The following is a 369-nucleotide window of genomic DNA, read 5'->3' as shown; positions in this document are numbered from 1 at the left end:
CCCGAAGACCGTGCAGCGGTACCTGCTGCCCGGCGAGCGGTGCGCCATCGCGGTCCGCCGCCACTGGTCCGTCCTGCTGCGTCCCGGCTCCACCGCCTTCGGCGCGACCGCGCTGGCCGTTCTGCTCGCGCTGTACTTCCCGGACGAGAACGTCGTGGTGCACCTGGCCCTGTGGCCGGTCGTCGCCGCCTCCGTGCTGTGGCTGACCTGGCACTACCTGGTCTGGCGGCACGACTACTTCTTCGTCACCGACCGGCGGGTGATGGTGACCACCGGCGTGCTGACCCGCCGGGTGCTGATGCTGCCGCTCGCCGAGGTCTCGGAGCTGAAGTTCGAGCGGCCGCTGGCCGGCCGGATCCTCGGCCACGG

The 369-nt window shown here is 72.1% G+C and carries 1 protein-coding gene; it reads left to right on the top strand.

What is annotated here, in order from left to right; genetic code table 11:
• Positions 1–369 (top strand): PH domain-containing protein (locus AC1DSF_RS31415; RefSeq protein WP_478184217.1); only part of this gene is annotated, 369 nt, incomplete at both ends.

The organism is Variovorax sp. 01N429, from assembly GCF_056399425.1.
The sequence above is the reverse complement of the archived record's forward strand: the minus strand, read 5'-3'. Positions and strand labels throughout refer to the sequence as shown.